Genomic DNA, 22,125 nt, shown 5'->3' with positions numbered 1-22,125 from the left:
GCTTCTTTGCCACATATCAGGGCATCGGCTGTAATCATTTTTAAGTCGGTTGGCTATATCACTCCGCGAGACGGTAGCACCGCATTTAGGTGATGTAGCGGAGAATGTTATCCCGGCTCGTTAAGTGCCTGTAGTTGTAATGGCGCGCTGACAGCCTTTGGCAGGCAACTGTTTAACCACCTGCAACGACACATGCAGCAGGTATTCCACCTCAAAATCTCCCGAGCCGCTTCTCGCAGAAAAATGGATATCGCCCACATAACGCCCTGGCGGTAAAGTCGCATTATCGTCTGCCGAGAACACCAGTTCAGCATCCATACCATTCCCGGCCTTGGCACAGCCAATCGCATCATTGATCGGCCTGAGCTTACAACCAGAATGGCGATATCCTCTGAATTTCACCGTATAGCGATTTTCATCCGCGAGATTGGTCAATGCCACGACTAAAGCCTGATCGCTACGCGATGACCAGACCAATTGCTGGGGGCCAAGGGTCGGCGCTTTTGCGACAAACCCTAGTGATGAATACCCCTTGACCGGTACCGAGCGATATCTGACACCTTCACTCGCAATATCCCAGGAATCTTCAATAAATCCGATGGTCTTGACGCTGACATCACTCACGCTGGAGTGGTTAATAGCGGCGGTAACCGTCACCTTACCTTTATCAACACTTTTTAAGCTGGCACTGGCGATACCCTGCGCAGATGTTAGGGTCTTGCTGGCGGACAAGTGACCAAATGAATGCCGCCATTGCACCACCGCATTGGGGACAGGGTTGCCGTGCGCATCGCTAATCAAGGCGGTAAACTGAACATAATCAATGCCATCACCTGTCAGTAAGGATTTATCCGCAGACAGAGACTCGACCCTAGCCGTCGTCACATCAGCCTTAAGTGCGAATCTTGCCGATAATGATGCCATCGCCACGCCATCAAGCCGTGGCGTTATGGAATAAACCCCCGCTTTCGTTCCCCTTACCGTAGCAATATAACGGCCAGTCTCCCCGCTTTCACGAATTGCACTGAGAGCCACTTCACTGGCAGAGGGGTCACCTCCCTGCTGGTTTTGTAGCAGAAAGGAAAGATGACCGGCCATGTTGCGCAGGGGTCTATCGTTACTGTCTTTTATCGTGAGAACGATGTTGATACTGCTCGTATTGTTTGCCACGGCTGAAACCGGCATCACCGATAACGTGCCACGGGGGGTATCCGAGGCTATACGCATCATGGTCATTGCAGGCGCATGAACGCGTACCCAGGATCTCCACTGATTGGAGCGATGTCCCTGTGTATCTACGGCAACGGCACAAACGCGATAACAGTTCTGGGGCTGACCGTCTTCATTATAGTTGGGTAACACGACCGCATAATTTTGGTAGCCACGCGGCAAAATTTTTCCGCCAGCAGCGATCAACGCCGGGGCAGACCACTCAAGACGAGCGAGCCTATCGGTGGCATTCACTTCAACATTAAGCGGTTTTTGCTCTCCGGAATACCCATCTACCGTTCGAATCATACTCAAAAAGAGGTGATGTATCTTACGGTACTCAAGTACCAGATGATTTTTGCGAGTGACAAGATCGTAACGCTGCCTCGGCAAATGGCGAATCGAACGAACTGCTTCAGGATCAAGTTGCCGTTCCCAAGGCAAATTAAGCTGATAGTGAAATTGCAGGCCAAAGCGCATATCACCGCTTCCTGCTTTTCCACTGCGCTGCTCTGCACTCAACGTCATTAGTGGAAAGGGGGTGTAGCTTACGCCCACCCCCATGGCATGAGGGTTATGTTGGCGATCGTCTTTACCAAACAGGACCACCTGCTCGCCATAAAATTGTTCATACGATAGTCTTACACCAAGTTGGGGCCAATCCGGTAAATAAGCTTCTGTGCGAATGTCCCACCCATTCGCAGGACGCTCCCGTTCATTACCATACGGCGCTTTCCAATTGCTAAGGCGCAGGTAACTGTTCACACCCAGCTTCAGGAAATCACGCCAGTACTCTACGCCAATCCCCGCACGCACATGATGATGAGAAAAATCGTAGTCAAGAAAGCCGTTGCCCCCCAGCACAGCACTAGGCGTGACGTGACGCATGCCTAAACCCAGGTTTGCCTGCACACGTTTATCGATATGGTGGATACTGCCCTGGGTGAAAATCAGATTGTCCTGCTGGTCCCGCAAAGGAAGCAGTAAATCAACCTGCGATTTTTTAAGCAAAGAGGAATTATTCGCATCGAGTTGCACTCGAGCAGTACCAAAACGGCTTAGCCACTGCTGAAACCCACTACCTGCCTGATCGATAGCAATGCGATGCAGTTCAGTAATCGCAGTATCGCGCTTTGGATCGTCAGCAAGAAAAGGGCCAATCCGGAGGGCTAATTGGGCAACCTTATGCGACCGTTCATTATCTGGAATTAGCAGGGAAGACTCATCACGTTGATAATTTTTACTGTCTGATACTAAAGGTAATGCTGGGATAATCAGTTTTTCACCAGGTTGAAGATCATCAAATTCATATAATGAGCTCCGCGACTCATTTAATTGTCGCAATTTCTCCAAACTGATATGCAGTTTTTTTGCCACGGATGGCGGTGACTCCCCCGTTTTCAGCGTATATAGCATAGTGGGTAGGGAAGTAAGGTCCTCAGCATCATTGAAAATTTGATGAGTGGATTGTGCATGAGAAGAGAGAGGCGAAAAACTCACAGTGAGCACGCACAAGAAAACGCCCAATAAGTAAATAGGATTTACTCTCAAAAACCAGAATGAATGGCACAAGAAATCACGCATAAACATGTATTTCAACTGTAATTCTGAAAATAACCAATACAGGAGACGACAGAAAAATAAAAATAGGAATGCGTCACCATCACGCCAGAAACTATTCTTACAATCGTGTCTTGTTATCGAGACTTATCAGTAATTTTTCACAGAGAGAATAAAACAAATTCAGCGGCGACTCTTTCAAAAAATGACTCAACCTATCCATGAGGTTAAAAGTAAAAAGCAAAAGATAAAAAATCATAACCAGTTGATTAAAAACACATTAACTTGAAATTACAACGCGTTATAGTGGCTATAATACAAACAAGTTATCTTATTTTCATTCAAAATTTTTCTGGTAAATCGGAAACAGAGATAAGTTTACCCTCTTTAGTTTCAATATACCCCCCTTTTTTCAACTCAGACAGAATTCTCATGACATGGCTACGGGACAGCCCTGTTAACTTGATAATAATTGAGGCTATACCAAATTGCATTCTAAAACCCAAAGGCTTATCAATATAATGCAATAATATGCTTCTTATCACCTGATAACTGTCAAACTTTCCAGATATCAAATCTCTTCGATATAATTCATTCAGGTTGGCGATCATCGCGTAGATAAGGCACTCCTCCAGATGGTTCTCTTTAATTATTTTCTGTAGCGTATTAACGTCACCTTGATAAATAACAGTTTCATGGCCTCCAGTAAAATAAACGGAAAAGTAGGCATCGTATAAAAAATTAACACCTAAAAACACAGGGGCGTGTAGATGCCCAAGAAGAATATCTTCATTTTTTCTATAAACGGAGATAAATCCAGACGACACATAGAAAAATGACATTAAATCCTGTTTACCCTTGGTATTTTTCACCCTCACCATGGCTTTGTTGAATAAATCAGAATTAGCCGACAGGATGACTCCCTCTGCTACACCTGTTATCCTATCCTGACGCTGTGTGGCATACCCAACAACGTCATACGGTTCAGCGCTTTGACCATCGCTATGGCTTCACCTACTTGAGCCTCATAGTCACGCAGGCTCAGATGGCCACCCAGCAAAGTTTTTATGCGGAACAGGCTTTGTTGAATAATTTAACCGTTTGATTTACATCTTCTTTAGTTAGAATGCATTTACAGAGAATGTATTTTGTTAGAACGACAAATCAAATAGTTAGCACAATAAAAAGCATTCCGAGAGGAAAAATTAGTCGTTGAAATTTTATAATGCTTATATAAATCAGTATCTTAAATTATTCAACAAAGCCTGCAGAACATCGCTGTTTCTGCCACTGAACGCCGGTGATAACCCACTTTCTTTTTCCACATATCATTACTCCCGCTCAGACGCTGATTCGCCACCGCATGGTTACGTTCATGGTACTTGTCCGGCCAGTATTTGGCTCCGCTTCGCGGCGGGATAAGGGGCCTGATTTTCTTTCTTAGCAACGCATCGTGGCAGTAACGGGCGTCATAAGCACCGTCTGCTGACACTTCCCTGATTTTTCGGTGGGTTTGGTTAATCAGGCCCGGCAGTGCCTGCGCATCTGTCGTTCCGCTGAGCGATAAGTCGGCACAGATAATCTCATGCGTCGCACTGTCTGCTGCCAGATGAAGCTTGCGCCACACTCTTCGTCTGTCAGCCCCATGCTGCCTGACTTTCCATTCACCTTCGCCAAAGACCTTCAGACCGGTACTGTCGATGACCAGATGCGAGATTTCACCACGCGTTGGCGTTTTTATGCTGATACTGACGGTTTTTGCCCGCCGACTGACCAGAGAGTAGTCCGGGCAGCGCAGTGGCAGGCTCATCAGTGTAAAAACCGAGTCGACAAAGCCCTGTAATGCCCGGAGCGACAGGTTAAACACGCGCTTTATCATCAAAACCGTGGTAACAGCCATATCGGTGTAGTAAAGCGGCCGACCACGACCTTCAGGCGAAGAACTGTCAGTCCATGCAGCGATGGCGGACTCATCAAGCCAGACCGTCAGGGAGCCGCGTTGTCTGAGTGCTTTGTTGTAGGTGGGCCAGTTGGTGATTTTAAACTTTTGCTTTGCCATGGGGAGCTGCTATCGGGAGCGATGATAGTGCTTTGATCCGGCGATCCCCTGAAAGTTCGATTTATTCAACAAAGCCGTTTTGCCCGCTCGTCAAATTCGCTCTGCTGAGGAATTTTTTCGCGCCTTTCCTGGAGTTAAAGACGTCTTTATTGATGGGACAGAGCGACCTGTCCAAAAGCCTAAGAATCTGCGTCGGCGAAAAAAAATGTATTCGGGAAAGAAAAGACAGACCACTCGAAAAGGGCTTATTATGACTGACGAAACAAGGCAAATTGGATTTATCCCCATGAGCAAAAATGGGCGCCGTCACGATAAACGCTTACTCGATAAAGTCGATATAATTCGCCATATTCCTCCTGAGGTAACCATCTGGGCAGATACCGGTTTTCAAGGTATAGATAAACAGCATCCTAATACACAAATCCCAAAAAAAGGAACTCGAAAAAGACCTTTATCGCCTGAACAAAAACAAGAAAATAAAATAATCTCGGGCATCCGTATTACAGTTGAACACGCCATCGCGGGCTTTGTTGAATAATTTAACGTTTTGATTTACAACTTCTTTAGGTGGGATGCATGTACAGAAAATGTATTTTGTTAGAGCGATAAATCAAATAGTTAGCACAATAAAAAGCATTACGGTAGTAAAATTTAGTCGTTAAAATTTTATAATACCCATTTAAATCAGTATTTTAAATTATTCAACAAAGCCGCCATCGCGGGTATCAAGCGCCTCGGTTGCATGACCCAAATTTTACGGAATCGTAGACCCTTTATTGATGATACCTTCTTACTCCTTAGCGCCGGTCTTTGGAATTTCCATCTCAGAACAGCGTAAAATTTACTTCAATCACCGAAACACCCTTATTTCACTATTAAGCAACACGCTTAGTGAGTCGGACATTAAGAGCGCAGTAGCCTTTTTTAAGATGGCATTCTCCATTTCCAGTCGGTGGATTTTTTTCTTCATTTCTCTGAACTCAATTTGTTCAGGTGTTAATGGCAGACCAGGCGATGTTTTCCCTTGACGTTCTAAACGAAGGGCTCTTACCCACCGGCTAATCGCTGAAAGACTGACGTTCATGGCTTTCGCGGCTTCCGCCCCATTCCCAGTCGAAATGCAACAAAGTGACCCACTGGCCAGAGTCGGATAAAATCACCGTTCTGGCCCTACTGGAGATCCCGTTGCATGCAGGGAAAACATCTGACTCACAAAGAACGGTTCTACATCGAAAAGCGGCGTGGTGATGGGGTTAACCAGGCCACCATCGCCCGGGAACTGGAGCTTCCTCGTTCTACCATCAGCAGGGAACTCAGACGCAATACCGACGCCGCTTTCAACGGGGTCTATTCCTGCAGAAGGGCCGAAACGTTGGCCAGAGGGCGGCGGCAGAAAACACGGCCGGACAGCGTGATTAACCAGCTTGAACCGCACATTCAGGACTTTATCATAACGGCGCTGTCTACCCACACCTCACCTGAGGTCATCAGTGGGCGCCTGGTCCTGGAATTTGGCCTGTCCGTCAGCAAGAACTCGCTCTATCGCTATATCCAGCAGGAGCGCCGGGCCGGCGGTGAGCTGTATCAGCAGCTCCCTCATCGGGGTAAACGGTATAACTATCAGACCGATGAGAACAAACGCGGTCCTATTCCCAACCGTGTTGGCATTGAGCAGCGGCCGGCCGTTGCTGACCTCAAGCAGGAACCCGGGCATTTCGAGATTGACACCATCTTTGGCAAAGATCAGAAATCATTCCTGCTGACGGTGGTCGATAAAGCCGTCAAGCTGGTCATCATTCGCAAACTGCCCAACAAGCGAGCAGAGACAGTGGTAGCGGCCTTCAGGGACATCGTTGCCAATACCTTCTGCGAGTTTAAAACCCTGACTGCTGACAACGGTTCTGAATTTTCCCAGCACGGGGAAATTACAAAAGTCACGGGGGCACCGGTCTACTTTGCCCGGCCATATCATTCCTGGGAACGCGGGTTGAATGAGCATACCAACGGGCTGATACGGCGTTTTTACCCGAAGGGAACGGACTTCAATTATGTCACCCATCGCAAGGTTGCAGCACTCGAACACCTGCTCAATACGCGAGGCCGAAAATCGCTGGGTTATCGTTCTCCAAATGAGGTATTTTTAACGCACTTACAGGCGGCATAATGCCCTACCGTTTTGTTGCGTTTCGACTGGGAATGGGCCTCCTGGTAGGTATAATTTTGGTCAAGGACTAATTTGGCGGTTTCACATTTAAATTCAGCAGTAATTATTTTACTCATTTTGGCACCTATAAAAATTATGAGGTAAGCATATCACCTCTACTTAGGTGGCCAAATTCAGTATGCCACTACACAAGACATCCAAGAGCGTACGTAGCCAAAATGGGGCGCTCGAGCTCGATATTCCGCGCGACCGCAACAGTACCTTCGAGCCGACACTGATCGGTAAGCACGAAAAGCAGCTTAACGGCTTCGATGACCGCATTATAGCTAAACGACTTAATTTTGATTACATTATTTAAATGAGCTATTCAATTGATTTTAGACGTAAAGTGATATCTACACGGAAAAACGAAGGGTTGAGTATCCGAGAAACAGCGAAGCAATTTCGGATTGGCCCTGCCTCTGTATCGCGTTGGATTAATCAAATAGAGTCAAAAGCATCGACCACGCGTCAGCGAAAGATCGATAAATCCGAGTTGATAAAAGATGTTGAACAATATCCAGATGCTTACCAAAAAGAACGTGCAGAGCGTTTTGGCGTTTGTCAGAAGGCCATTTGGCAAGCGCTTAAAAAGCTGGGATTGACCTATAAAAAAAACTCTACGTCATCCGAAAGCCGACGAAAACGCCCGGCAGGGATTTCAACAAAAAAAACAACAGTATGAAAAAGAAGGTAAACCTATTGTTTTTATTGATGAAAGTGGTTTTTCACACGATGCCCCACGGACTCACGGCTATTCCCCAAAAGGTCAACGGTGTTTTGGCCTGAAGAACTGGGGAGCTAGGGGAAGAACAAATGTTATCGGCGCTTTATTAGGCACAACGCTGTTTGCTATCGGATTATTTGATATCAATATTAACAGCGATGTTTTCTATGCCTGGGTCACACAAGTCCTTATCCCAGTACTCCCTAAAAACAGTGTAATCATGATGGACAATGCCACTTTTCACAAAAAACATAATATTCAACAAGTCATCATCGATGCAGGGTATATGGTGGAGTATTTGCCTACATATTCGCCAGATCTTAACCCAATTGAGCATAAATGGGCACAAGCAAAAAGCAAAAAAAGAGAGATGGGTTGCGATACAGAGAGTTTGTTCTCAGTCCATATGGTGTAATCAAAATTAAGTCGCTTGGCTATATCGCTATTGGTGTCGACCTAAGGAGCCAGATATTGAGCGGACGATAAAACGTAGCCTGGTCAGCGAAGCGTGGAACGTTAGTGGCGGGTCTGCGGGCGCAAGGACTATCGCCACGATGGTTACCAATACACACGACGTGAAACTTGGGCGGTGGTTAGCGGGTAAGTTGATGAAAGAATTAACCCTCGTTAGTTGCCAAACAAGAAAACATCAATACAACCGCGGTGGAAATGAACGTATTGATATTCCAAATCTGCTCAATAGGCAGTTCGCTGTTACCAAGCCTGACCAGGTTTGGTGCGGCGATGTAACCTATATTTGTACAGGCGACCGATGGGCGTATCTGGCGGTGGTATTAGATTTATTTGCCCGAAAACCCGTGGGTTGGGCAATGTCGTTTTCGCCAGATTCAGAATTAACAGCCAAAGCACTACAAATGGCTTGGGAACTGCGTGGGCATCCCAAACAAGTCATGTTTCATAGTGACCAAGGAAGCCATTACACCAGTCGTCAGTATAGGCAGGCATTGTGGCGTTATCAGATGACCCAAAGTATGAGTCGCAGAGGAAATTGTTGGGATAATAGTCCGATGGAGCGATTCTTCCGTAGTCTGAAGACTGAATGGGTGCCAACGACTGGCTACCAAAGCTTTAGTACTGCTCAATCATCCATTATTCGCTACATAACCCATTATTATAGCGATGTCAGACCTCACTGGTATAGCCAAGCGACATTATTTTGATAACAGCCAGCTATGCTTCTTTGCCGCATATCAGGGCATAGGATGTAATCATTTTTAAGTCGGTTGGCTATATAACGGTGGGTTAACACCAAATGAATCAGAACGGCTGTTCCATCAACAGTCAGGTAGGGTGGCCAAATTTAGTTGACCACTACACGCGTATGCGGGTAAACAGCTTCAATGGCATCAGGAAAGCCCTTCAGGCCATCGCAGCAGGCGATGAAGATGTCCTGTAGCCCACGATTTTTCAGTTCTGTCATTACAGATAACCAGAACTTGGCCCCCTCGGTTTTGGCTATCCATAGCCCCAGCAGCTCTTTTTCGCCCTGGCCGTTGATTCCTAGAGCCAAGTAAACAGACTTGTTGGTCACGGCTCCGCCGTCCTGGCTTTTGACCACAATACAGTCAAGGTAAACAATGGGATAAAACGCATCCAGCGGCCGTTGCTGCCAGCGCTTAACGTCATCCATCACGGCATTGGTCACTTGAGAAATGAAGCCAGCGGAAACATCGACCCCGTAGACTTCTTTAAAGTGAGCCTGAATATCACGGGTTGATAGCCCTCTGGAATAGAGAGAAATAATGCGGTCATCGAAGCCGTTAAGCTGCTTTTCGTGCTTACCGATCAGTGTCGGCTCGAAGGTACTGTTGCGGTCGCGCGGAATATCGAGCTCGAGCGCCCCATTTTGGCTACGTACGCTCTTGGATGTCTTGCCATTGCGGGAGTTGCCTGAATTATTACCAGCCGGGTCATGCTTAGCATACCCAAGGTGTATCTCCATCTCAGCTTGAAGAACCCGTTCCGCCAGTCTTTTAGTCAGCTCCTTGAGTAGGCCTGATTCACCCAGAAGCTCCTGAGGGGGAGTGGCAATCCTGAAGCAGTTGGTCAATAAGTTCGTTGCTGATAGGCATTTTTTGTCCTCTGAAGGTTTTCCTCAAAATGCCATTTACGGTGGTACGCACCCAGCGTGGTCTGCGTGCCTTCTGCCACTGCCCCGAGCGCCGACATCCACTCCGCACTCGGGGTGAAGGTGCTGGGAGACGCGAGGCAACGGTCAATGGCTTGTCGCCAGACGCGGGTGATTTGGCTGACGTAGGCTGGGCTGCGCTGGCGTCCTTATATTTTCACTGAGGCAATGTTGGCCGCCATCAGCTCCGTCAGTAACTCCAGCGTGTTCAGGCTGGTTGGCTCTTCCAGCGCGTGGTAACGCTCGCCGCCGACCAGATAACGCCCTTTTCACAGGGTAGGATAACCGGCATTTTCATCGTCCTGATATCTGTCGATCAGGACATTGTTCAAGCGCGATTCCATCCCTTTTTCGGTTTGCTGCCAGCGTACAAAACGAGCAGGCGAACAGGCACCCACGGTATTGGGGGATTCTCCCGTCAGGTAGGAGGAGAGTTATAGCCAAGCGACTTAATTTTGATTACACCATATGGACTGAGAACAAACTCTCTGTATCGCAACCCATCTCTCTTTTTTTGCTTTTTGCTTGTGCCCATTTATGCTCAATTGGGTTAAGATCTGGCGAATATGTAGGCAAATACTCCACCATATACCCTGCATCGATGATGACTTGTTGAATATTATGTTTTTTGTGAAAAGTGGCATTGTCCATCATGATTACACTGTTTTTAGGGAGTACTGGGATAAGGACTTGTGTGACCCAGGCATAGAAAACATCGCTGTTAATATTGATATCAAATAATCCGATAGCAAACAGCGTTGTGCCTAATAAAGCGCCGATAACATTTGTTCTTCCCCTAGCTCCCCAGTTCTTCAGGCCAAAACACCGTTGACCTTTTGGGGAATAGCCGTGAGTCCGTGGGGCATCGTGTGAAAAACCACTTTCATCAATAAAAACAATAGGTTTGCCTTCTTTTTCATACTGTTGTTTTTTTTGTTGAAATCCCTGCCGGGCGTTTTCGTCGGCTTTCGGATGACGTAGAGTTTTTTTTATAGGTCAATCCCAGCTTTTTAAGCGCTTGCCAAATGGCCTTCTGACAAACGCCAAAACGCTCTGCACGTTCTTTTTGGTAAGCATCTGGATATTGTTCAACATCTTTTATCAACTCGGATTTATCGATCTTTCGCTGACGCGTGGTCGATGCTTTTGACTCTATTTGATTAATCCAACGCGATACAGAGGCAGGGCCAATCCGAAATTGCTTCGCTGTTTCTCGGATACTCAACCCTTCGTTTTTCCGTGTAGATATCACTTTACGTCTAAAATCAATTGAATAGCTCATTTAAATAATGTAATCAAAATTAAGTCGTTTAGCTATAACAGCGACCTTCAGCCATGATGCACAGGCTGCCGAACGCGAACACTTCCAGCGGCATCGGGCTGGTTCGCGCCAACTGTTTAACCTGATGGGTTGACAGCACGCGAGGCAGTACGATGCGGTGAACCGCAAAATGGCGCTGATAAAAACGAATTGCCTCTTCGTTAGTGGCAGATGCTTGTACAGAGACGTGCCGTTCAATATGCGGATAGCGCTCTGCGGCATACTCAAGCATGGCAAGGTCAGCCAGGATCAGCGCATCGGCCCCCATGTTGGCGGCCATATCGACAGCGCGCTCCCAGCGTTGATAGCCGTTGGGATGGGCGAAGGTATTGATGGCGATATGTAATTTGCGCTGATGGCGATGCACATAGTCGCTCGCCTCCTGCAACTTTTTGTCCGTGAAGTTCAACCCGGCGAAGTGGCGTGCGTTGGTATCGTCTTTTAGCCCGATGTAAACAGCGTCGGCACCGTTATCAATTGCCGCTTTCAGTGCGGGCAGGTTCCCTGCGGGGCACAGTAATTCCATACGGGTTTCCTCATTCATCAGGCTGCCTGATGTCATGTCGGGGCTGATGCAGGGCGGGGACATGCGGAAAATGGGTATAACAATCGATTATCAACGCATGACCCTTCTTTAACGTTAGGGAATCTTAATTAACCCGCTGGTGCAGGACTTTGATTTAGGCCAGCTTATCGTGTAATGAATAGGGATTGCTTGCATGCATTACCGAGATTTCCGTGCATAATAATGAAATTATTGACCCGGCATCGCTTCTGCTTTACTGGGCTGTGGCAAAATAGCCTGATGAGAAAAGCAGCACATGCGGTGCGCATGGCCTGAGTGGAGCCTGCGTTCGGCGGGTGAGTGGCTTGGATTGAACGGTTTGCTTTATAAGGGGTACATCAGTGTTGGAAAAACTACGGGCACAGATTGTGCGTCAAGGTCCGGGCTTGTTAGGTAAGCCTCTGAAGTTTACCCCATTTGCCATACAGCGGCAGGTGTTGGAACGGGTGCTGAGCTGGCAGTTTCAGCAGGCGTTGTATGAAGGCGAGCTGTCATTTCTGACAGAACGCTGGCTGAAAGTGGAAGTCCGTGATGTTGGGCTGACCTGGTTTGTCACCTTGCGAGACGATCGCCTGGTAGTGAGCCAGCATGAAGTGGAAGACGTCAGTTTCAGTGCCGAAGCCAACGATCTGGTGCTGATCGCCGCACGTCGTGAAGATCCCGATACGCTGTTTTTCCAGCGTCGCTTGCGCATTGAGGGTGACACCGAACTGGGTCTGTATGTTAAAAACCTGATGGATTCTATCGATCTGGATGCCATGCCTGCGCCGTTGCGTATTGGCCTGCTGCGTTTGGCCGATTTCGTTGAGGCGGGATTACATGAGGGCGCGATGCACGCTGACGATCGCGCGGCCACGACATGTTAGTACGGGTGGAAATTCCGGTAGATGCAGCAGGTATTGATGCGTTGCTGCGTCGTGCGTTTCCCACCTCGGCAGAGGCCGAACTGGTTCATCAACTGCGGGAAGACGGGCTGTTAACGCTTGGCGTTGTCGCGACGGATGACGAAGGCGTAGTGATGGGACACGTCGCTTTTAGCCCGGTAACCATCGCAGAGGAAGACCGACAATGGGTCGCTTTGGGGCCGTTGGCGATAGATGAAACGCTGCGCTGCCAAGGGTGGGGCGAAAAACTGGTTTACGAAGGGTTGGATGCGCTAAACGAGTTTGGCTACACCGCCGTGGTGGTGCTTGGTTCTCCCGCGTATTATGCCCGTTTTGGCTTTGTGCCTGCGCGGGAGCAGCAGTTACGCTGCCGCTGGCCTGATAGCGATGATGCCTTCCAGATGTATCCGCTTTCCGATAACCATTTTGAAGGCGTGAGTGGCATTGTGGATTATGCTGCGCCCTTCCAACGTTTTCTCCCCTGAGCGCTTCAGGGAACATCGATGCATATATAGTCAGAGAGTGCCGTCGGCTGGTCGCGTAACAGCGGGATGAAAATTACGGCATTTAGATTCATAGAGTTACAAGCAATCGATCGAAATTACTCGAAATTCGATCGAAATTATTCAATCTCAGCCCACTCCGCCCCTCTTACATCACGGTACTTATCGGTCATCTCGGATGACTTATGTCCTAGCAGTTTTTGCGCATAATCCCTCCCTTTCTCATTAGTGTATAGACGCGCTGCAAGGCTCCTGATTTCGTGAAATGAAGGAGCGTTACGTTCCCATGTTAGTCCTGATAATCGACGTGCTTTCAAAAATGCTCTGGAAATCGTGTCCTGAGAAAATTGCTCGTGTTTGGCATCTGCGACAAGATGTGCTCCACCGTTGTTTAATGCACTAAACTGTTTTAACACATCAGAAAGGCATAAGTTGAGGCAGTCGATTCGGGTTGTCTCGGAGAAAGCAATCATCATGCCTGTTTTCGCTTGCTTTATGTAAAGGCGTCCGTCTTTGAAATCCCCCCAGCGTAGCGCCTGTATGTCGCCCAGTCGTTGACCTGTAACCAGAGCAAGGTCAAGACAGGGCCCAACCCATGCGGGTAATGTATCCGCTGCCTTACGTATAAGCCTCCACTCATCCAGCTTTATACGTTCCCTCTGAATGTCCACCCGCTGATTACGCGTAACTCCGGCTGGATTGCTTTTGAGTAGCCCCTCGGCAATGGCCTCACGAAACAAGTCAAGTAGCAATGCTCTGATTCGGTTCGCCATTGTCACTTTTCCTGCGTTTACCCACTGATTAAGGAGCGAAGCAATGTCTTTGGTTTCTACTTTCTGAATAGCAAATTCACCTAAATTGGCGTTAACGGCTTTCAGGTATTTATTGTATTCGCTCATCGTTTTCGGCTTGAGTTTCCGTCCTTCGAGTATCGTCAGATAGCGTTCAGTCCATTCGCTAACTGTGGTTGCCTGTGTGCCGTTGATGCGGTCAACGAGCGGTGATTGTTTTGATGAGCCATAAATTGCCATATTGGCGGCTATGGCTTGTGTAATGGCCTCCTGTCGATGGCGGCCCAGGCCGTATTCTTTTCCGGTGCGCGGGTCACGGTAGCAAAAATAGCCGCCATTGCGCGGTTGCAGGTTTGGCGGCAAATCACGGTTCTTATGGCTTCTCCGGCGTGCCATGTTTTATCCTCGATAACAAGGTTGGATGAAGGGGGGTAGATGGGTGGAACGTATTGTTTCGGTTGAGTTTGCAGGCGTTTTCCTCAAACAGATACTCGCGCCCATCTCGTATCGGTGCGGGAAAAATCATTCCGCTCCTGACCAATCGCCTGACGGTTTCCATACAGCGCGGACGGGGTTGCCGCCGATTCCACTCGGATAAGGTGATGTATGCCATCATTGACCTCTGCTAAAATTAAGCCGCTGCGCCGTTCGTCATGACGGCGGGCAGGCGGGGGAATGACCAATCTAAGAAATGCGGTGATGCAGGTGATTTCAGGCTGTAACAGCCTTGATTAACGTACTGATGCAGGTCGTAGAGGCTTGCCTTGCTGTTCGAGGATATCGATAAGCTTTCGGTATCCGCTTCGCAGCCATTGAACCCATTTATCCAGGTGGGTTTCTTGCGGGTGATAGCTCCCCATGAGGGCAGCATGACCCGCGAATGCATAATTCATGGGTGCTCCTGTTTTTATAGTGTTATTTGGGTGTCGTACTTGGCGTGGCTCATGGTCTTCCAGCTCAGGCCGTTATCTTTGGATAACATGCGCCAGTAGAGGGAGAGCCGTATTGATAAATAACCGGTTCGTCGTATGCGTCTTGCATGGATAAGTCCTTCACGGTATAAGCGCTTAAATAACTTCTCCCTCTCTCTTATCCTGTTAGGTATTTTAGGTTTCATTTGTAGCCCCTCTTACATCTGGATGGCGCTTTTCTGTCAGCTCCGCAATCTCGCGGCTGGACATGGTTAATGTTTGTGCAATGGTTAAATTTTGCATGCGTAAAGTCCTCGTTAGTAAAAACGATGAAGAAAATGTCACCCCGGTGTATTACCGGGGCGGTGAAAGGACATTTAATTACGCCGGTTCGAGGCAGAACGCTTGAGACAGCTTCGCCAGTCCCTTCGGTGTCACCAGCACCTGCTCGCGAATTTTGTCGGTGCCGTCGTCACAGGGGATAAGTGATATTTTATGCTCGAGGTAGCCTGACTGGATTTTGCTCTGGTAGGCTATCCAGTTCTTGATGCCGATACGGCGATAAATCCAGCCACGCTCACGGAGGAAAGCGAACAGATCTTTGGGGCGTACCTGTAACTCCTTGGCGGCGTTGGTGATGCACATGCCGCCGTCAGATTTGGCGATGCGGTGCAGGGCTTTCACGTCTGGGGCCATCTCCTCAACTTTGCTTTCGAGTGCGATAACCTTTTCGGTGTAGGTAAGCAGGATGCCACGCATGGCCGCTGGGTCATTGAGCATCTGAACGGGATCGGCAGGCAGGGACTTGATGCGCTTCTCACACTGGATAAAGTACTGACGTGCCTCCTTGCCTTTCTCGTTGCGCTCAACCATCGAAAGCTCTTTCGCCATGTCGATGCTGATGGCGTATTTCATGGAAGGGCGGCCACCGTTGGGGTTTTCGCCAGAATTGGCGAAAACTACATAGTCGATATTTTCGACAAATCCGTACTGCTTGATGCGGTCTTTAATCCAGTTGGAGAAGTCTTTGCCGATCTTCAGGAACTCGTGCAGGTCACGGGCATTGACCGTCTGGATGGCTTCTCCATTGATGCTATTGGTTTCGATATAGCCAACCGACTTAAAAATGATTACATCCTATGCCCTGATATGCGGCAAAGAAGCATAGCTGGCTGTTATCAAAATAATGTCGCTTGGCTATAGTGATTAGTTCATGTTCTTTAGACATAGTAAGGTCCTCACAAGTCAATGTGATTAATGAAACCCCGGCACGATACCGGGGCGTGATTGGTGATTAGTGGTGAAAAAAAACCGGCGCGGGGCCGGGCGGGAGGCATAGCAGGGAATTACGAGCCTAGTACTCAGAATCTACCATGGTAAATATGCAGGAGTAGAGAAAATGTGCAGGTGGTACCCATATCGGGAGGCGTGCAGATCCTGCACTCTATAATCAGTGAGTTACGATGAAATTGGTGGTACCTAAATCGATTGGGCAACTACCCAGGAATTTGAGGTAGTTCGAAATGCTGGGAATAGGGCACAAAAACCCCGGCGCGATACCGGGGCGGGATTACTGGGTTAGTGGCGTTGCAGGAACTGGCTAACGTTCGCCTGTTGCCATTTTTCGAGCGCGTGGGTCAGCCCCATTCCCACTCGAAACGCAACAAAGTGACCCACTTGCCAGAGTCGGATAAAATCACCGTTCTGGCCATACTGGAGAGCCTGTTGCATGCAGGGAAAACATCTGACTCAGAAAGAACGGTTCTACATCGAAAAACGGCGTGGTGAAGGTGTCAACCAAGCTACCATCGCCAGAGAGCTTGCTCTGCCTCGCTCGACCATCAGCAGGGAACTCAGACGCAATACCGACCCTACTTTCAATGGTGTCTACTGCTGTAGAAGGGCGGACACTCTGGTCCAGGAACGCCGTCATAAGCCTCTGCCAAACAATGCTTTTTACCCGTTGGAGCCACACATTCAGAACTTCATCAGGCAGGCGCTTTCCACTCACTCTTCACCTGAAATCATCAGTGGCCGTTTGCACCTGGAATTCGGTATATCTGTCAGCAAGAATACGCTATATCGCTATATCCGGCAGGAGAGACAGGCTGGCGGGGAGCTATATCAGCAACTTCCTCATCGGGGAAAACGTTACAGGTACAATGCCGAAAACCTCAAATCAGGCACTATTCCCAACCGTGTTGCTATTGAGTATCGCCCAGCTCAAGCCGAGCTTAAACAGGAGCCTGGCCACTTCGAAATTGACACTATTTTTGGCAAAGACCAGAAGTCATTCTTGTTAACCATCGTAGATAATGCATTGAAAACCGTCATCATTCGCAAACTGCCTAATAAGCGTGCTGAGACTGTGGTTGCTGCTTTCAGGGACATTGAAGCTAATACCTTTTGCAAGTTTAAGACCCTAACAGCTGATAACGGCCCTGAATTCGCTCTGCACGAGCAAATTACTCAAATCACAGGGGCGCAGGTCTACTTTGCCCATCCTTATCATTCCTGGGAGAGGGGCTTGAATGAGCACACCAACGGGCTGATACGACGTTTTTACCCAAAGGGAAGGCTTTGTTGAATAATTTAACCGTTTGATTTACATCTTCTTTAGTTAGAATGCATTTACAGAGAATGTATTTTGTTAGAACGACAAATCAAATAGTTAGCACAATAAAAAGCATTCCGAGAGGAAAAATTAGTCGTTGAAATTTTATAATGCTTATATAAATCAGTACCTTAAATTATTCAACAAAGCCCAAAGGGAACAGACTTCAGTCAGGTCAGTCATCGTAAGATTGCCGAACTCGAACACATACTCAATACAAGGGGCAGAAAATCGCTGGGCTATCGTTCTCCCAATGAGGTATTTTTAACGCACTTACTGGTGGCATAACACTCTACCGTTTTGTTGCGTTTCGAGTGGGAATGGGGCTTGTGGCACAAGGGATAGTCAGCTTACAGCCCCAAAAGCTTTTTATATCAAAGCTCAGGAGTGGTAGTGATAAGCAGCAAAATAATAACTGATGATTACCAAGTGATCTACTATTCGGAACAGCTATTTAAGATGAGATGGAAAATTTTACACTCAATAAAGTGATAAAAAACGTTGCATTTTATTACTCAATCAACAAACCTCCGAAGGACCATTTCCCATGAAAAAATTATTTTTTTTGTCAGTAATAACCGCCGCGATTTTCTCAACACAAGTTATGGCGAAAAAGCCTGCTGAAGGAAGCACTTCTGAAAATAAGCATGTGACAGAGTCTAAACACATACAAAAAGAAGGGGTAAAATTTTATCCCCCCGAAACTGGGTCTGGATTTATTACCCCAGAAAAATCAACGAGAAAATGAGTCAGCGTTAGTTAAGCAGGCCACGGCTTTAAGTTGTATTAGTCGCGACTTGGTCTGGCACATGACTTTGAAAGGTTGAGAGGCTTTATTGAATAAATAGATATTATGCTGCGCAGCCATAAAGGCTGCGGATTCCCTTGACAAAAAAATCAGTATGTTACGTTACATACAGAACGTGATGATGCATCCCGGAGCGATCAGCATTTTAATCCAAAACACGCGTGTCATAACAGGATTATTCCCTATTATTCAACAAAGCCTCTCAGCAACGCATCGTGGCATTTTCAATGACAACTAATTTAGACATAACAATTTCTCCATAATTAAACGGATGTGGTTATCAGAGGGCTAACGGTAAAATTTTGCAGATTGGCGGTCAGATCGCTTACACTTGGCTTAACACAGGAGGATCCCTATGGGCCAGGTTGCATTTGATACATTGCAGGCGTCAGAAGAGCTTGAAACTGCTGGCATCTCTAGAGAACAGGCCAGGGCAATTTCGCTCGTCGTACGTAAATCTCATGAAGTGGCGGATGTCGCTACCAAGGCTGATATCGCCGAAGTAAACCGAAATGTCGCCGATGTCCGTAAGGATATGACTGCCGGTTTTGATAAACTTGGCATGCAGATGACCATCCGGCTTGGTCTAATGGTCGCCGCTGCCGTGAGCATCATTGCTGCCATTCTCAAAATGTGATGCCACTACGGATTGTTAGCTCAGTTGGTACAGCTCTGGACTCTTAATCCATAGGTCGCATGTTCAAATCCTGCACAACCCACAATATTGGGGATTAGTCGCTTCTGACAGCACCGTAACGCCCTATGTAATTCTTAAAGCGTTCGTCTTTAGAGGGGTCAATTTCTACTTTGGCATAAACTCTATTGGCTTCCGCTCCGCTTCTCTTCGGCTAATATCACGCGATTTTCCCATGCCAGCCGCTTTTCTTCCCAATTAATTAACCGTGGGTGAGACAATCCTTTTTCGCCAGCGTCTACCGCTTCCATTGCGCCTCTGACTATAGGAATAGTCTTTAGGTAGCGTTCCTTTCCCCACGAGTCTAATCGGTTGTAATAGTGTTTTTCGTCAGGCGTTAATTCTTCGTAGGTCATAACGTCACCTGAAATTTAGGCAGCACAAATCCTTCCATGTTGGATATAGCGCTGCGGTGATGGTTGGGTTAAATCAGAATGGCGGCTCTTCGTCGAAATTCATCGGCGGCTCATTGTTGGGTGCCTGTTGTTGCTGCCGACCATTGCCGCTTGATTGCTGGCGCTGATTGTTTTGCTGCCCGCCATCCTGCTTGCCGCCGATCATCTGCATTGATCCGCCAATATCGACAACAACCTCCGTTGTGTATCGGTCTTGCCCTGACTGGTCTTGCCACTTCCGTGTGCGTAACTGGCCCTCGATATAGACCTGTGAGCCTTTGCGGAGATACTCGCCAGCCACCTCTGCCAACTTGCCGTACAGCGTGACGCGGTGCCATTCGGTGCGCTCCTTCTGCTCGCCTGATTGCTTATCTCGCCACGTATCCGATGTGGCTACGGTCAGGTTTGCTACCGCGCCACCGTTCGGCATGTAGCGCACTTCGGGGCCTTGCCCCAAATGACCTACAAGAATGACTTTGTTGACGCCTCTCTGTCCCATTTATGCCGCCTCTTCCAGTTCTGACTTACGAATGTCATACACGCCTTTCGCGTCGGCCTGCTGCGGCGTTCCGCGCAAAGCTCGCCACGCTTCCTCAAACGCAGCTTTTAGCTGATCAACATTCTTTGCTGACGTTGCGGATTCAGTGAATGATTTAAGCAGCTCGTCCTTGTTGGATTCATCGGCATTGGCATCGTCGGATTCGCCCTGTGCCGCATCAGGAGGCGTTGGCATAGCCCATTCAGGTAATGGCGGAGTTTGCCACCAGATGTTCTTGTATTTGTTGTCTGTATCCTTGAATGAAGCCTTGTTCCAGCCATCTTTTTTCTCAATCGAGCAGATGGCAAAATTCTCTTCCAGTGAGTAGAGGTAACGACCAATACCCCACTGAACAGCGGCCCGCTTCATTGAACCAGACATGCCGCCCTTAACGGCTTCAACCTGAGTTTTATCTGCACCGTCCCACTTAGCCACCCATTGGTCTCCGATCCGAATGTATATGCCACACATCACGCCACCATCCGGCCCCGGGGTGAATTCATTCTTCCAGTTCTCTTTCCCGCATACGTCATCCAAGCGCTTCATGATGGCGCGGTTAGTCACGTAGGCCAGAACCATGGCCCACGGGTTGCTTTTCGCTATTCCACACCGCTGCACACGCCATTCGATATCATCTACCGGGAACGGCGCGTCTAATTGTGATAAGTCCATTGCTCACCTCACATGTGATTGCCAGCGAATTCATCCCATGAAATAGGCTCATCGCTGTGAATTTCTGAACATTCGGATTCGCTTGTTTTCTCTTCCCTGAGAAAGATAGCCAGCACTCCCGCTGGAAGGTCGGCGTCACGCCGCAATGACGTTCGGTAGTCTCTGGCGCAGATAAGCATGTTCGCAGCCTTATCCATCACGCCAGCCCGCCTGTTTGCAGCGGCAGATACCATGCAGTGCCGGTGCATGAAAATAACGAGGTCGCGTTTCATGGATGACCCTTTTGATTAACCGTTGCTATAAGCTGCTCGAATAACCGTTGCAGCCAGCTTTTGTTTTTGAAGCTCTGGCCCGTGACGATATTTGAGCGGTGATGTTCGATTGACCGAATCGGGTCAAATTGTGTTTCCGAGCGGCCAGCAATAGGCCACCCTGCAAAGGCATATTGCATGGCGTTCTCCGTTTAACTATTGGGATTGATGTATTAATGATGCCGAGGAATATCGGCGAGGGTTAACTATTCATTTCTTTATGACAGGTTAAAGCGTAATTTCAGCAACGAAATGACATGACGATAAATTTCACCGTGCTTATTATCGCCATGTCGCTTATTAACTGCTGATTCAAATTCTTCAATGGTTCCTGAGAAGCATCCCCGTCGAACAATGACGCTTCCGTCTTTCTGCTTGAATGCGGTTAGTAGTCCGTTTTCTGAGCCAATGGGGGATATGGTGATCCAGTCCGCATTGCCGGACACCCGCGCATTGCCGTACACCAGGGCTTTGTTGAATAATTTAACCGTTTGATTTACATCTTCTTTAGTTAGAATGCATTTACAGAGAATGTATTTTGTTAGAACGACAAATCAAATAGTTAGCACAATAAAAAGCATTCCGAGAGGAAAAATTAGTCGTTGAAATTTTATAATGCTTATATAAATCAGTATCTTAAATTATTCAACAAAGCCACCCGAGCATTGCCGTACACCCACGCATCGCCGTCCTGAGCCAGATTCGATTCTTTCTCTACCCATCCGCCAAGCTCTCCCTCATCAACATTACCGAAGGCGACAAGCGCTTTAATGCGGAATAATTTGATGCCGAAAAACTTCTTCACTTCGGCGGTGAGTTCAAATTTTTTCATGATGTATTCCTGAATTTAGTCGTAAAAAAACCGCTATTGCGGCGTGGTATTCTCTGGTGTTGGTGGGGTTATTATTTAATTAGTTTTGCGGCGTACTCAATAAGGTAAAGTTTTGGTGATATCCAAATTTTTAGCCAGTCAAAGTGATTAAAAAACACTACTATCGTAATTAAAATGGCAATGCCAAACACCATCCCCGCAGCCATGACATTGTCGACATCGTCAGTGCCCCACGCCTTTACTATCATCACGATGCTAAATGCTATAATAAAAACACATAAAACCTGCACTAAAGCGGATGAAACAATATTCCACATTAACAACTGATGGATAACATCAGGCATCTGTTGCTGACTAAATATAGCCAAGCGACTTAATT

Annotated in this window: 29 protein-coding genes and 8 pseudogenes; 12 read left to right on the top strand and 25 right to left on the bottom strand. The window is 47.6% G+C overall.

The window, feature by feature from the left end; translation table 11 throughout:
- Positions 1-120: 120 nt before the first annotated feature.
- The 4 genes and pseudogenes from ACQGXV_RS09655 to ACQGXV_RS09640 all read right to left on the bottom strand — a co-directional run.
- Positions 121-2,586: an inverse autotransporter beta domain-containing protein gene (locus ACQGXV_RS09655; protein ID WP_440866261.1), complete on the bottom strand. Its 2,466-nt coding sequence runs from the start codon at positions 2,584-2,586 to the stop codon at positions 121-123.
- Between the two features lie 524 nt (positions 2,587-3,110).
- Complete coding sequence (locus ACQGXV_RS09650) at positions 3,111-3,611, bottom strand: helix-turn-helix domain-containing protein (protein WP_440866260.1); 501 nt, start codon at positions 3,609-3,611, stop codon at positions 3,111-3,113.
- 95 nt (positions 3,612-3,706) lie between these two features.
- Positions 3,707-3,829 (bottom strand): hypothetical protein, encoded by a 123-nt coding sequence (locus ACQGXV_RS09645; protein ID WP_440866259.1) that lies wholly within the window; start codon positions 3,827-3,829, stop codon positions 3,707-3,709.
- Between the two features lie 210 nt (positions 3,830-4,039).
- A pseudogene (locus ACQGXV_RS09640) lies at positions 4,040-4,828 on the bottom strand (IS5 family transposase); the annotation flags it as partial.
- Positions 4,829-4,907: 79 nt separating this feature from the next.
- Here ACQGXV_RS09640 and ACQGXV_RS09635 point away from each other — a divergent pair.
- On the top strand, positions 4,908-5,366 hold the full coding sequence (locus ACQGXV_RS09635) for a transposase family protein (RefSeq protein WP_440866258.1): 459 nt from the start codon (positions 4,908-4,910) through the stop codon (positions 5,364-5,366).
- Positions 5,367-5,712: 346 nt separating this feature from the next.
- Here the strand turns inward: ACQGXV_RS09635 and ACQGXV_RS09630 are convergent.
- Positions 5,713-5,930 (bottom strand): annotated as a pseudogene (locus tag ACQGXV_RS09630) (transposase); the annotation flags it as partial.
- An 87-nt stretch (positions 5,931-6,017) separates the two neighbouring features.
- On the opposite strand from ACQGXV_RS09630, the gene ACQGXV_RS09625 reads away from it, so the two are divergent.
- The 5 genes and pseudogenes from ACQGXV_RS09625 to ACQGXV_RS09605 form a co-directional block, all read left to right on the top strand.
- A complete protein-coding gene (locus ACQGXV_RS09625; RefSeq protein WP_440863602.1) occupies positions 6,018-6,992 on the top strand; it encodes an IS30 family transposase in 975 nt (324 codons plus the stop codon).
- 190 nt (positions 6,993-7,182) lie between these two features.
- Positions 7,183-7,320: pseudogene (locus ACQGXV_RS09620) on the top strand (transposase); the annotation flags it as partial.
- 30 nt (positions 7,321-7,350) lie between these two features.
- On the top strand, positions 7,351-7,716 hold the full coding sequence (locus tag ACQGXV_RS09615; RefSeq protein ID WP_440862584.1) for an IS630 transposase-related protein: 366 nt from the start codon (positions 7,351-7,353) through the stop codon (positions 7,714-7,716).
- Positions 7,640-8,173: an IS630 family transposase gene (locus ACQGXV_RS09610; protein WP_440862665.1), complete on the top strand. Its 534-nt coding sequence runs from the start codon at positions 7,640-7,642 to the stop codon at positions 8,171-8,173. Before ACQGXV_RS09615 ends, ACQGXV_RS09610 begins: the two co-directional genes overlap by 77 nt.
- 22 nt (positions 8,174-8,195) lie before the next feature.
- Positions 8,196-8,939, top strand: a pseudogene (locus ACQGXV_RS09605) (IS3 family transposase); the annotation flags it as partial.
- 152 nt (positions 8,940-9,091) lie between these two features.
- On the opposite strand, the pseudogene ACQGXV_RS09600 reads toward ACQGXV_RS09605, so the two are convergent.
- The 5 genes and pseudogenes from ACQGXV_RS09600 to ACQGXV_RS09580 all read right to left on the bottom strand — a co-directional run.
- A pseudogene (locus ACQGXV_RS09600) lies at positions 9,092-9,851 on the bottom strand (IS256 family transposase); the annotation flags it as partial.
- Positions 9,826-10,341: pseudogene (locus tag ACQGXV_RS09595) on the bottom strand (U32 family peptidase); the annotation flags it as partial. The pseudogenes ACQGXV_RS09600 and ACQGXV_RS09595, both read right to left, overlap by 26 nt.
- Positions 10,342-10,366: 25 nt before the next feature.
- Positions 10,367-10,900 carry an IS630 family transposase gene (locus ACQGXV_RS09590; RefSeq protein WP_440862665.1) on the bottom strand — a complete coding sequence of 178 codons (534 nt, stop codon included), beginning with the start codon at positions 10,898-10,900 and terminating at the stop codon, positions 10,367-10,369.
- Positions 10,824-11,189, bottom strand: a complete 366-nt coding sequence (locus ACQGXV_RS09585) for an IS630 transposase-related protein (RefSeq protein ID WP_440862584.1) — start codon at positions 11,187-11,189, stop codon at positions 10,824-10,826. The genes ACQGXV_RS09590 and ACQGXV_RS09585 overlap by 77 nt, the downstream gene beginning before the upstream one ends.
- 34 nt (positions 11,190-11,223) lie before the next feature.
- Positions 11,224-11,754 (bottom strand): annotated as a pseudogene (locus ACQGXV_RS09580) (peptidase U32 family protein); the annotation flags it as partial.
- A 380-nt stretch (positions 11,755-12,134) separates the two neighbouring features.
- On the opposite strand from ACQGXV_RS09580, the gene ubiT reads away from it, so the two are divergent.
- Both ubiT and ACQGXV_RS09570 read left to right on the top strand, forming a co-directional pair.
- Complete coding sequence (ubiT, locus tag ACQGXV_RS09575) at positions 12,135-12,659, top strand: ubiquinone anaerobic biosynthesis accessory factor UbiT (RefSeq protein WP_440866257.1); 525 nt, start codon at positions 12,135-12,137, stop codon at positions 12,657-12,659.
- The gene (locus ACQGXV_RS09570) at positions 12,653-13,162 is read left to right on the top strand and encodes a GNAT family N-acetyltransferase (RefSeq protein WP_440866256.1); all 510 of its coding nucleotides are present in this window, start codon (positions 12,653-12,655) and stop codon (positions 13,160-13,162) included. Before ubiT ends, ACQGXV_RS09570 begins: the two co-directional genes overlap by 7 nt.
- Before the next feature lie 137 nt (positions 13,163-13,299).
- On the opposite strand, the gene ACQGXV_RS09565 is transcribed toward ACQGXV_RS09570, so the two are convergent.
- From ACQGXV_RS09565 to ACQGXV_RS09540, 6 genes and pseudogenes are all read right to left on the bottom strand, one after another.
- Positions 13,300-14,367, bottom strand: coding sequence for a phage integrase Arm DNA-binding domain-containing protein (locus tag ACQGXV_RS09565; RefSeq protein ID WP_440866255.1), 1,068 nt, complete (start codon positions 14,365-14,367; stop codon positions 13,300-13,302).
- Entirely contained in the window at positions 14,345-14,530 is a 186-nt protein-coding gene (locus tag ACQGXV_RS09560; RefSeq protein ID WP_440867356.1) for an excisionase, read from the bottom strand. Before ACQGXV_RS09560 ends, ACQGXV_RS09565 begins: the two co-directional genes overlap by 23 nt.
- 172 nt (positions 14,531-14,702) lie before the next feature.
- Positions 14,703-14,831, bottom strand: a complete 129-nt coding sequence (locus ACQGXV_RS09555) for a protease FtsH-inhibitory lysogeny factor CIII (protein WP_440867355.1) — start codon at positions 14,829-14,831, stop codon at positions 14,703-14,705.
- A 47-nt stretch (positions 14,832-14,878) separates the two neighbouring features.
- The gene (locus ACQGXV_RS09550) at positions 14,879-15,088 is read right to left on the bottom strand and encodes a ParE family toxin-like protein (protein WP_440863007.1); all 210 of its coding nucleotides are present in this window, start codon (positions 15,086-15,088) and stop codon (positions 14,879-14,881) included.
- 175 nt (positions 15,089-15,263) lie between these two features.
- On the bottom strand, positions 15,264-15,797 hold the full coding sequence (locus ACQGXV_RS09545; RefSeq protein ID WP_440866254.1) for a phage antirepressor KilAC domain-containing protein: 534 nt from the start codon (positions 15,795-15,797) through the stop codon (positions 15,264-15,266).
- Positions 15,798-15,800: 3 nt separating this feature from the next.
- Positions 15,801-15,893: pseudogene (locus tag ACQGXV_RS09540) on the bottom strand (phage antirepressor Ant); the annotation flags it as partial.
- 36 nt (positions 15,894-15,929) lie between these two features.
- Here ACQGXV_RS09540 and ACQGXV_RS09535 point away from each other — a divergent pair.
- Positions 15,930-16,085, top strand: coding sequence for a hypothetical protein (locus ACQGXV_RS09535; protein WP_440866253.1), 156 nt, complete (start codon positions 15,930-15,932; stop codon positions 16,083-16,085).
- A 375-nt stretch (positions 16,086-16,460) separates the two neighbouring features.
- Here ACQGXV_RS09535 and ACQGXV_RS09530 read toward each other — a convergent pair whose 3' ends face one another.
- A complete protein-coding gene (locus tag ACQGXV_RS09530) occupies positions 16,461-16,613 on the bottom strand; it encodes a hypothetical protein (RefSeq protein ID WP_440866252.1) in 153 nt (50 codons plus the stop codon).
- On the opposite strand from ACQGXV_RS09530, the gene ACQGXV_RS09525 reads away from it, so the two are divergent.
- The 3 genes from ACQGXV_RS09525 (at position 16,612) to ACQGXV_RS09515 (ending at position 18,941) form a co-directional block, all read left to right on the top strand.
- Positions 16,612-17,469 carry an IS30 family transposase gene (locus tag ACQGXV_RS09525; RefSeq protein ID WP_440866251.1) on the top strand — a complete coding sequence of 286 codons (858 nt, stop codon included), beginning with the start codon at positions 16,612-16,614 and terminating at the stop codon, positions 17,467-17,469. The two genes, ACQGXV_RS09530 and ACQGXV_RS09525, sit on opposite strands and share 2 nt — an antisense overlap.
- Positions 17,470-18,043: 574 nt before the next feature.
- Positions 18,044-18,244: a hypothetical protein gene (locus ACQGXV_RS09520; RefSeq protein WP_440866250.1), complete on the top strand. Its 201-nt coding sequence runs from the start codon at positions 18,044-18,046 to the stop codon at positions 18,242-18,244.
- A 415-nt stretch (positions 18,245-18,659) separates the two neighbouring features.
- Entirely contained in the window at positions 18,660-18,941 is a 282-nt protein-coding gene (locus tag ACQGXV_RS09515) for a DUF1640 domain-containing protein (RefSeq protein WP_440866249.1), read from the top strand.
- 182 nt (positions 18,942-19,123) lie between these two features.
- On the opposite strand, the gene ACQGXV_RS09510 is transcribed toward ACQGXV_RS09515, so the two are convergent.
- From ACQGXV_RS09510 to ACQGXV_RS09475, 8 genes are all read right to left on the bottom strand, one after another.
- On the bottom strand, positions 19,124-19,354 hold the full coding sequence (locus ACQGXV_RS09510) for a hypothetical protein (protein ID WP_440866248.1): 231 nt from the start codon (positions 19,352-19,354) through the stop codon (positions 19,124-19,126).
- Between the two features lie 73 nt (positions 19,355-19,427).
- Positions 19,428-19,892 carry a single-stranded DNA-binding protein gene (ssb, locus tag ACQGXV_RS09505; protein WP_440863016.1) on the bottom strand — a complete coding sequence of 155 codons (465 nt, stop codon included), beginning with the start codon at positions 19,890-19,892 and terminating at the stop codon, positions 19,428-19,430.
- Positions 19,893-20,603 carry a Rad52/Rad22 family DNA repair protein gene (locus ACQGXV_RS09500; protein WP_440866247.1) on the bottom strand — a complete coding sequence of 237 codons (711 nt, stop codon included), beginning with the start codon at positions 20,601-20,603 and terminating at the stop codon, positions 19,893-19,895. It abuts the gene before it with no gap.
- Between the two features lie 8 nt (positions 20,604-20,611).
- Positions 20,612-20,875 (bottom strand): hypothetical protein, encoded by a 264-nt coding sequence (locus ACQGXV_RS09495; protein ID WP_440864459.1) that lies wholly within the window; start codon positions 20,873-20,875, stop codon positions 20,612-20,614.
- The gene (locus ACQGXV_RS09490; protein ID WP_440864458.1) at positions 20,872-21,054 is read right to left on the bottom strand and encodes a hypothetical protein; all 183 of its coding nucleotides are present in this window, start codon (positions 21,052-21,054) and stop codon (positions 20,872-20,874) included. The genes ACQGXV_RS09495 and ACQGXV_RS09490 overlap by 4 nt, the downstream gene beginning before the upstream one ends.
- Positions 21,055-21,132: 78 nt before the next feature.
- Positions 21,133-21,378 (bottom strand): hypothetical protein, encoded by a 246-nt coding sequence (locus tag ACQGXV_RS09485; protein ID WP_440866246.1) that lies wholly within the window; start codon positions 21,376-21,378, stop codon positions 21,133-21,135.
- A gap of 164 nt (positions 21,379-21,542) precedes the next feature.
- On the bottom strand, positions 21,543-21,746 hold the full coding sequence (locus tag ACQGXV_RS09480) for a hypothetical protein (RefSeq protein WP_440866245.1): 204 nt from the start codon (positions 21,744-21,746) through the stop codon (positions 21,543-21,545).
- A 71-nt stretch (positions 21,747-21,817) separates the two neighbouring features.
- A complete protein-coding gene (locus ACQGXV_RS09475) occupies positions 21,818-22,114 on the bottom strand; it encodes a hypothetical protein (protein ID WP_440866244.1) in 297 nt (98 codons plus the stop codon).
- Positions 22,115-22,125 lie beyond the last annotated feature (11 nt).

The organism is Symbiopectobacterium purcellii, assembly GCF_052050035.1.
GTDB classification, from domain to species: domain Bacteria; phylum Pseudomonadota; class Gammaproteobacteria; order Enterobacterales; family Enterobacteriaceae; genus Symbiopectobacterium; species Symbiopectobacterium purcellii_A.
The sequence above is the reverse complement of the archived record's forward strand: the minus strand, read 5'-3'. Positions and strand labels throughout refer to the sequence as shown.